At 63.0% G+C, this 9,191-nt stretch carries 5 protein-coding genes; all 5 read left to right on the forward strand.

Annotation, left to right across the window (positions count from 1 at the left end):
* Positions 1–736: 736 nt before the first annotated feature.
* The 5 genes from H7F49_RS18465 to H7F49_RS18485 all read left to right on the forward strand — a co-directional run bounded on the left by H7F49_RS18465 (position 737) and on the right by H7F49_RS18485 (position 9,133).
* On the forward strand, positions 737–2,500 hold the full coding sequence (locus tag H7F49_RS18465) for a reverse transcriptase domain-containing protein (RefSeq protein ID WP_235982337.1): 1,764 nt from the start codon (positions 737–739) through the stop codon (positions 2,498–2,500).
* Between the two features lie 285 nt (positions 2,501–2,785).
* Positions 2,786–4,177 carry a tyrosine-type recombinase/integrase gene (locus tag H7F49_RS18470; protein WP_328806860.1) on the forward strand — a complete coding sequence of 464 codons (1,392 nt, stop codon included), beginning with the start codon at positions 2,786–2,788 and terminating at the stop codon, positions 4,175–4,177.
* Entirely contained in the window at positions 4,174–5,964 is a 1,791-nt protein-coding gene (locus H7F49_RS18475; protein WP_185685039.1) for a hypothetical protein, read from the forward strand. Before H7F49_RS18470 ends, H7F49_RS18475 begins: the two co-directional genes overlap by 4 nt.
* Positions 5,961–8,186 carry a site-specific integrase gene (locus H7F49_RS18480; RefSeq protein ID WP_185685040.1) on the forward strand — a complete coding sequence of 742 codons (2,226 nt, stop codon included), beginning with the start codon at positions 5,961–5,963 and terminating at the stop codon, positions 8,184–8,186. The genes H7F49_RS18475 and H7F49_RS18480 overlap by 4 nt, the downstream gene beginning before the upstream one ends.
* 44 nt (positions 8,187–8,230) lie before the next feature.
* Positions 8,231–9,133 carry an ArdC family protein gene (locus H7F49_RS18485; RefSeq protein ID WP_185685041.1) on the forward strand — a complete coding sequence of 301 codons (903 nt, stop codon included), beginning with the start codon at positions 8,231–8,233 and terminating at the stop codon, positions 9,131–9,133.
* Positions 9,134–9,191: the final 58 nt, after the last annotated feature.

Consider the following 9,191-nt stretch of genomic DNA (forward strand, 5'->3'; position numbering starts at 1 on the left):
GTGCGCTGTAACGGCGCGAGTAAGGAGGTGCTATGACAACATAGCCAGGTCAGCTGGTACGACCTGTGCCCACCGGACTAACCTCGACCAGTAATGGTTGCGACCTCGAAAGGGGCGGGGGACAACAGCATGTTCGGAGCAAGGCCCAAAGCATCGAAACCGTTTGTGGTGCAGAGGGTCAGGGCAAGGCGTGTATGGCGAAAGCTACACTGCTTGAACCCCAGTTTGCAGCGACCAATCCCCGAGGTGGTATCGCAGAACGGTTGACGCGATATCTCGGACAGTCGGGCGGTGCCGCGTTTACACCGTCCGCAAGGCCGAAGGATCTGTGTTGAGTCCTTCGGTAGCCAGCCTGTCCGACGCATCCTCTGTATGGAGGGGCAAGTGAACGAACAGGGCGCCTAACCACGTCGCATCCTCGTACTCGTGTAATTGCAGGATGCCCTACAGCAGGCGGTGACCTCGGTCAGCGGCCTGTATGGGCACGGAGCCGCCATATTACTCAAATGCCCGGCGTAATGGCCGGGACAGCCACCGGCAACGGTGGACGGTCGAAGGCATAAGGGCAGGGTGATCTGCGCGAAAACCTCACCGACCGGGGGAAGGGCGGCAGCTTATGCGATCCAAAATCAATCACGGAGGTGTGCTAATGCTGCCAGATACCGTTGAAAGAGCTGTTGGATCACTCCCGACCGTGGTTCGGTCGGGTCGGCGGGTCAACGGACTCTTCCGCCTGATGAAAAGCCCGATCCTCTGGGATCAGGCCTATCAGAAAATCGCCTCCAACAAGGGCGCGATGACTCCCGGCATAGATGGCAAAACCTTCGACGGCTACTCGCCCGAAAAGGTCAGCTCCATCATCGCCCGGTTGGCGGAAGGAACCTACAAGCCCGCTGCTGTACGTCGAGTCTACATACCCAAAGCCGACGGTCGGAAACGGCCGCTCGGCATACCGACCACGGAGGACAGACTCGTCCAGGAGGTGGTCAGGATACTGCTCAACGAAATTTATGAGCCGATCTTCCATGAAGAAAGCCATGGGTTCCGCGAAGGCCGGTCCTGCCACACGGCGCTGAAAAGCGTCCAAGCCGTCTGGACGGGCGTGAAGTGGCTGGTGGACGTCGATGTCGTCGGGTTCTTCGACAACATCGATCATGCCATCCTTCTTGGCCTGCTGGAAAAGCGCATCTCGGATCGGAGGTTCATCGCCCTGATCCGGGGGATGCTCAAGGCAGGCTACATGGAGGACTGGCGGTTCCACCGCACGCTGAGCGGAACCCCGCAAGGGGGCATCGTCTCACCCTTGTTGGCCAATGTCTACCTGCACGAACTTGATGAGTGGATGCAGAACAAGATCCTAGGCTTTAACAGGGGCAGCAAACGAACGAAGACGACGGAATATCGCCGTTATCGCAGTCGTGTTGCCAAACTCCGTCGCCGTGTCGAGGCGCAACGCGCAAGCGAAGCTCCGGACAACGGCAAGGTCGCGTCGATGATCGACGAGATCGGTCGACAAAGCGCGGAACTCCGGAGAACTCCGGCCACCGACAGCTTCGATCCGAACTACCGCCGTCTTCGCTACTGTCGATACGCCGATGACTTCCTCATCGGTGTAATCGGCAGCAAGGCCGAGGCTTGCCAGATAATGGACGACGTCAGGATGTTCCTGTCCGAAACTCTGAAGCTGGCGGTCTCGGAGGAGAAGAGCGGAATACATCATGCTTCGGACGGGGCACGCTTCCTTGGATATGACATACTTACCGAATGCCATCCCCACCCGCACAAAGCGAACTTCGGCAGCCGCCGGGTCGTTCGACGTGGACTCAAGGATCGCATGCGGCTGCGTGTGCCAAGGGAGAAGGTGCTGAAGTTCGTCAATGCGAAGGGCTGGGGCGACTATGACGCCTGCAGACCGACGCGGCGACCCGCGCTGCTTCATGCCAGCGATGTCGAAATCGCTGCCGCCTACAATGCCGAGCTTCGTGGCTTTGCGACTTATTATGCCCTCGCCTGCGACGTGAAGAGGAAGTTGAACAAGGCTGCTAAACTGGCCTTCCAGAGCTTCCTTTGCACTCTCGCCGACAAGCATAAGAGTACGTCGACCCGGATCGCTCGCAAGCTGCGACAGGGGCAGGATTACTACGTCAGGTACGAGGTCAAGGGTAAGCCGAGATCACTGAAGCTCTGGAAGCTGATGGACTTGGAAATGAAGGTGCTCCGGTACGGCCCGCTCGATGTGGTGCCTTACACGCCCTTCGTCTTCCAACGCACGGAACTGGTTGAACGGCTCAACGCCCGCGTCTGCGAGCGCTGCGGCAGCGACACCAAGCCATGCGAAGTGCATCATCTCCGGCGGTTAAGTGATCTACGGCGTGAGGCCGACATCCTCGGTTACATGCGGTCCGCGCGCACGCGCAAACGGATCGTCCTGTGCACCGACTGCCATGAGGCAGCACACAGCTATCGACCCTACACCAGACCACCAAGGAAGCATGCATGAGTGGAGAGCCGGATGCGGTGAAAGCCGCACGTCCGGTTCGGAGGGGGGCGTAGGGATATCCTCGACGAGGTGTCCCGCGCCTACCCTACCCTTTATCTGGACAGTCTGCACCGTGCCTAACGCTTCATTGAAGGGTATCGTCCGGGCGCGACGCAGGGGGGCATCAGGCCGGATGAAGCGCTCCCAATAAGCTGGCGTAGTCCGGCCTGATGACCACCGTCCCGCAGGCGCGCAATGGGTGCGTTCTGGATTCGGGAGGGGGTCCGGGGGAGGGACTGGCAAGCTGTGGATATTTCAGAAGAACCGATCTCCATCCAGGAACGCCGCGAAGCAGATGGACTGGACGCCCACATTCCGATCATCCTGCGCGATGGTACGATCTATGATCCTGACCTCGATCGCTACTTCCTCGATCTGCCGCTCAACGGCGCGCGTTCGCGCCACTCGCTGCGGGCACACGGCTACGATGTCCTGGTTTGGTTGCGGTTTCTGGGTTCGGCTCGCCGCAAGACCGTCTGGCAAGCCGATACCGATGATGTCGGTGCGTATCATCGGGCACGCCGGCGTAGTGACGCCGAGTTCCGGATATCAGCCTCGTCGTGGAACCGGGCGGTTGCATCGCTGGACAAGCTCTATCGATGGGCCGAGCGCGAGGGCCTGGTCGAGCGTACGCCATTCACCCATCGGCAGATCTGGCGAAGATCGCACGGCGGTCGGCGCGCTGCCATCGCCGGGCATAACGAAGCTTATGAGCGGGCTGCGCGCCGGTCCGATGTGCGCTTCGTCGATCTTCCCGCCTACCATGTATTCCGAGACGTCGGCCTGCGCGGCCTGACCGTCGAGGGAGCTGAGCGCCCGGGAGCGCGCGACCGCAATGGTGCACGCAACGCGCTGTTCGCTGACCTGCTGGTCACCACCGGTTTGCGTCTCGAGGAAGCTTCCTTCCTTCTCGCAGCGGAGATTCCCGGCAGCGATGTTCGTGTAGAGCGCCAACGCCGGGTAGAACTGCCGGCGGCCCTGACCAAGGGCGACCGGGGCCGGACCATGCTGCTACCGCGTCGCCTGCTGCCCGCATTCGATGCATACATTGCGGTCGAGCGCGCATCGGCGGTGGCCAAGTTCGCCTCACGTCGAGGTTGGGAGGCCATCGACCGCCCGATCTTCATACACCGCCCACCCACCGCACCGACCGCTTTGCACCTCGTGGGCGGCGGCATGATGGATATGGAAGTCGTCACACCGGATGAACGGGCCAGGCTCGTGATTTGTGCCGACGATGGCACGCCAGGTGAGGCGGCAGTCCTCTGGCTCACCGAGGTCGGGCAACCGGTGCTGCCCAACTCGTGGGAAGCGATCTTTGCCCGGGCGAGCCGTCGATGCACGGATGCCGGTCTTTCCGTTCGCGTCAGCCCCCATCAGCTCAGGCATTCGTTCGCCGTGCACATGCTGGCGATGCTGATCCAGCGGCGCCTCGGCGAAGTTGCTGCACCGGCAGGCGCCATGGACGGCTATCGCCAGTTGCTCGGTGATCCGCTGCAGCAGGTGCAACGCCTGCTCGGCCATTCCAGCCTTGCCACCACGTCGATCTATCTCGATCACATTGCCACTCGTGCCGATACCGTCGATGCGGCGGTGGAAGAGTTGCTTACGCGTGTGCCGGGCTATCTCCGGCCATGACCGCCGCTCCTCGTAAAGGTCGCAAGGTCGGGTTCGAGGGCCAGACCACAGAGCCCGAGGCCGATCCATGGCTGCAGATCAGCACGCTGCGCTTCACGATCGCCCCGCCGTATGGGGGCGAGGTTCTTGTCGATTTCACCAGACTGCACCCACGGGGACTGGCACTCGCCTTTGCCCGAGGCCTGTTCATGCTGGTCGCTCCACGCGGGCCCGTAGCGGTTCGCTCCTCCATCAAGACATACATGACCCAGCTGCCGAGCTTCTTTGCCTATCTTGCCGGGACTGGTGATCGGATCTCCGGGCCGGCCGACCTGCGAGCCAGCCACATCGATGGATACGAAGCGTGGCTCGAAGCTCAGGGCAGGTCGCGGGGCCACGCGCCGACCTTTGTCGCCAAGGTCGTTTCCGTGCTTCGCCGGATCGCTTCCGATCAGCCGGATGTCATCGAGGCGGGCTTGCGTGAGCGGCTTCGCTACGTCAGCTCGCAACCTTACGCCCCGCCACGCCCACGCGACGCCTACAGCCCGTTCGTTGCCCGCCAGCTCCGCGACGCGGCCCGCATCGATCTGGTCGCGATCCAGGCCAGATTGCGGGCTGGCCCATGCTTTGGCGAGATTCGGGAGATCGAGGCAACTGCCCGCAAGGCGCACGCCGCGATAGAGGCGCGTGGGGTCCTGAGGCATCGCGACCCTGAGTGGATGGCACTCTATGCCAGGCGTTGGAAGCGCGGCCTCTGGAACGCGGATTTCAGCATGACGCTGCACAGCGCTCATTACCTGACGTCCGTCGATATCGTGCCGCTGCTGGTCCTGCTTTCGCTGGAGACCGGGCTTGAGCTCGAGTGCTGCAAAACGCTGACCGTCGATTGTTTGCGCAACGCCTCGGGCGGTACGGTGGAGCTCGCTTACACCAAGCTTCGCGCACATGGCGCCGAACACAAGACCATCAGGGTGCGAGACGGTGCCTCGTCGACGCCGGGAGGGCTGATCCGGCGCATCATCGCACTCTCGGCAAGCGCGCGGGCCCATAATTCCAGCGATTGCCTGTGGGTCTATTACCAGACCGGTGAGATCGTCCACGGCATTCGCCATCCGCGCTCGACCATCGATGCATGGACCATACGCCACGCCATTGCCGATGACGCGGGCAGACCGCTGTATCTGCGCCTGTCCCGCCTCCGTAAAACGCACAAGGCGCTCTGGTATCTCAAGACCGAAGGGCACATGGCACGGTTCGCCGTCGGCCACACGATCGAGATCGCAGCGCGGCACTATGCCGATGTTCCCTCGCTCAGACCCCTGCATGAGCAGACCGTCGCCGACGCCCTCGAGGAGGCAGTCGCCGGTCCCCGAGTCATTCCTCCCTCCGAGGAAGATCATCTGCGCAGTCGAGCCGCAGGCGCGGACCAGATTGCCGATGCGCCATCGGTTGCCGTGCTCGACGGAGAACAGGACGTATGGCTGGCGAGCTGCGGCGGGTTCTACGCAAGCCCTTTTGCCGCAGCTGTCGGCTCTCCATGTCCCACGCCGTTCTGGGGCTGCCTCGATTGCAAAAACGCGGTGATCACTGCGCGCAAGTTGCCAGCGATCCTCGCGTTTCTCACCTTTATCGATGAGCAGCGCGCAGGCATGAACACGAACGAGTGGGCGGCCAAGTTTGGTCACGCCCGTGAACGCATCGTCGGCCAGATCCTGCCTGCCTTTGGCGATGACGCGGTGGCTCAGGCTCACGCGCGGCTCGCCGCCCAGCATCCCATTGTCTATCTGCCGCCCGAGGCTCGGGCATGACTGCCGTATCCTTGCCGGCCCATGACGACGGGGCGCGCGAGACGCTTCCCGTACTCATGTCGGTTCCGTTGCGGCCTGGCTACAACCGCGCCGATCTCTCGCGTTACGGCGATCAGACCTGGGACCTGTCGCCGGGCGTCTTTCGCGATAACGCCAGGCGCTGCCATGTTACCGTGCATTTTGGCAGCATCGAAGACCCAGCCATTGCCGATGCCCTGCGCCAGTTTCTCCATGCGCGGCTCAATGTCGATCTGCCGGGCCATCGCCCCCGGCTTCAGCCGGCAGCGGTGCGGGGTGAGGCCAACCGGGCTCTGCTTTTCTTCAACTTCGTGAAGGCCGACCTTGGGCGCTTCGATCTTGAGCGGGTCGATCAGTCTCTGCTTGACCGCTTTGCCCGTTCGAAGCGCCGTGAGGGGCTACGTCCGGTTGCGGTCGCAGTATTGCTGCGCGTCATCTTCGACCTTCACGAGTTGCGCCGCCACCTTCCAACGGCTCGTCTTCGTATCGATCCGTGGCCCGGGCGCAGCCCGTTCTCGGTCGCCGGTGCCCGGTACATCCCTGGCGAGAACCGGACGCCGCGCATTCCCGAAGAGATCATGACGCCGCTGCTGGCATGGTCGCTGCGCTATGTGACCCACTTCGCGCCCGACATTTTCGCTGCGCGCCGGGAGCTTGAGCGTCTCGAAGCCAGGCGCAGCCGATTGATTGTGCGCGAGGCTCATCTCGATCAGGGCGAACGCCGCGCGCGGCAACGGCAACGGCTGACCGCATACCTCACGGGCTTGCGGCGGCAGGGCCGCGGCGTTCCCATCTGGACCGGCTTGTACAACGCTGCTGTCCGCACCGATCCGTTGACCGGCGAGCACCTGCCACCGATCAACTACCATCTCCTTCATCTCCACGCCGGCGTCGATGCGCAGGCAGAGCCCGCCATGCACCTCAGTCTGACGACCGGTGCACCAGACCTGATCGCCGCCGCCATCACGGAACTCGGCACCGAAGTCGGGGGGATGGATGCACCGATCGCCGTGGATCCCGGGACCCGTCAGCCCTGGCGCAGCCGGTTCGATGTCAAGGCATTGGCCCTGGAAGAGGTCATGCTACAGTCCGCAGCCTATATTGTTTGCGCCTATCTGTCGGGTATGCGCGACAGCGAGATCCAGGCAATGAAGCGTGGTTGCCTATCCATCGTCAGAGACGAAGACGGCGTTATATTGCGTCACCGCATCAAGTCGGTCGCGTACAAGGGCAAGCGCGGAGGCGGAGAACAAGCGGAGTGGGTTACGATCGCGCCCGTTGCCGACGCGATCGCCGTGCTCGAGCAGCTGTCCGAGCGGGCCGGACGAGCGCGGGGCACTACGACGCTTTGGCCTGTGCTGTCACTTCGCGCCAATACCAAGACTCATGTCTCTGCCGAGATCGTCCGCCAGCTCAACCGATTTCGTGACCATCTCAACCAGCAGTTTGGATCGCCTGATGCGCCGGTGATTCCTCCACGACCCGATGGCACACCCTGGCGGCTGACCACCCGTCAGTTCCGCCGCACGATTGCCTGGCATATCGCCAACCGGCCCTTCGGGACGATCGCCGGCATGATTCAGTACAAGCACGCCAGTGTTGCCGCCTTCGAAGGCTATGCTGGAAGCAGCCGGTCGGGATTTCGCGGCGAGATTGAAGCCCAGCGTGCGCTCGGCCAAATCGATGACATCCTCGCCTATTTCGACGAGCGGCAAGGTGGTGCCCGCTTGGGTGGCCCTGCCGCGAACCGCGTCGGGACCGGGCTCGATGTCGTCGCAAGCGAGCTGGCGCCGCTGCCCGCCATGATCGCCGATCGGCAGCGCTTGCGCACCATGCTCGCCAGTCTCGCGCGAACACTGCATGTCGGCCCGCTGGCCGACTGCTTCTTCGATCTCGCAACGGCCCTGTGTCTCAACCGGATCACACAGCCCGGCCCGCCAGCACCGATGATTTCGATGTGCGAACCGCTCCGCTGCCCCAACGCCTGCCTCACCGCGCGGCATCGCGCGTCCTGGCAGCGCGGGGCCGACGAAGCGCGCATGCTGCTGCGCGAGAAGCGGCTTCCTGAGCCGCAGCGGGTCACGCTTCAGGCCGAAGTCGCAAGGATCGAGACAGTTCTCGCTCAGATCGTGCCCGGTACCGCCACACCGCATGCCGGTGTGGCGGGAGAGGAAGAGGAGGCTGGTTTTCGGGTGACGGACTGAAGGAGCGGGAGAGAGTTTCCCTCCGACCGTCGTGGAGACCTGCCATGACCCGATCCCACCCAGCATCGGCGCGCGCCGACGTCTATTCACGCATCACCGCCGAGATCGTTGATGCCATCGAAGCCGGTGCCGGTGACTGGCGCATGCCGTGGCATCACGACGGCGCGGCCACCACCCGGCCGCAGAATGTCACCTCTCGTCGGCGCTATCGGGGCGTCAACGTGCTGGCGCTCTGGATTGCTGCCGAAGCGGCTGCTTATTCCAGCGGTCTGTGGGGCACCTACCGTCAGTGGGCGGCTCTCGGTGCGCAGGTTCGCAAAGGGGAACACGGCACCACGGTCGTATTCTGGAAGCAGGCTACATCGCGCGCCGACGATGATCATTGCGATGGCGAAGCGGGCCCCGGGTGCATGTTCGCCCGCGCGTTCACAGTGTTCAACCTCGCCCAGGTGGAAGGCTACGAGCCAGCGCCGGTCGCGGTCTTGCCCGAGAGCGAACGGTTCGCGCACGCCGAGGCGTTCGTTTCTGCATTGAAGATTCCGGTCACCGAGGGGGCATACGACGCGCATTACCGGATCGATCTCGACCAGATTTTCATGCCGACCTTTGCCACATTCCGCGACGCGTCGGCCCACATGGGCACATTGCTGCACGAATGTGGTCACGCCACTGGCGCAAAGCACCGGCTCGACCGCAACTTCGCCGAACGGTTCAAGCGCGACAGCCTCGCGATCGAGGAGATTTGCGCCGAACTTACCGCATCGTTCGTCCTCGCGGATCTCGGTATCGCCCATCACCCAAGGCCCGATCACGCCGCCTACGTCGCGTCCTGGCTGCGCGTGTTCAAGGATGACCCACGTGCGATTTTCACAGCCGCCAGCAAGGCCCAGGCCGCAGCCGACTGGATGCATGCCCAGCAGCCTCAGGCCGAGGAGATTGCGGCGTGAAACAGGTTCGCAAAAATGGCGCTGGAATTCACATTAGCGCTGGACTGTCAGGATATGT

Origin of the sequence: Novosphingobium aerophilum, from assembly GCF_014230305.1 — a bacterium.
Lineage (GTDB): Bacteria > Pseudomonadota > Alphaproteobacteria > Sphingomonadales > Sphingomonadaceae > Novosphingobium > Novosphingobium aerophilum.

What these genes read in the sequence shown, in the direction of transcription:
- H7F49_RS18465 (WP_235982337.1), top strand. Translation starts at nt 737, where the DNA reads ATGAAAAGCCCGATCCTCTGGGATCAGGCCTATCAGAAAATCGCCTCC.
- H7F49_RS18475 (WP_185685039.1), top strand. Translation starts at nt 4,174, where the DNA reads ATGACCGCCGCTCCTCGTAAAGGTCGCAAGGTCGGGTTCGAGGGCCAG.
- H7F49_RS18480 (WP_185685040.1), top strand. Translation starts at nt 5,961, where the DNA reads ATGACTGCCGTATCCTTGCCGGCCCATGACGACGGGGCGCGCGAGACG.
- H7F49_RS18485 (WP_185685041.1), top strand. Translation starts at nt 8,231, where the DNA reads ATGACCCGATCCCACCCAGCATCGGCGCGCGCCGACGTCTATTCACGC.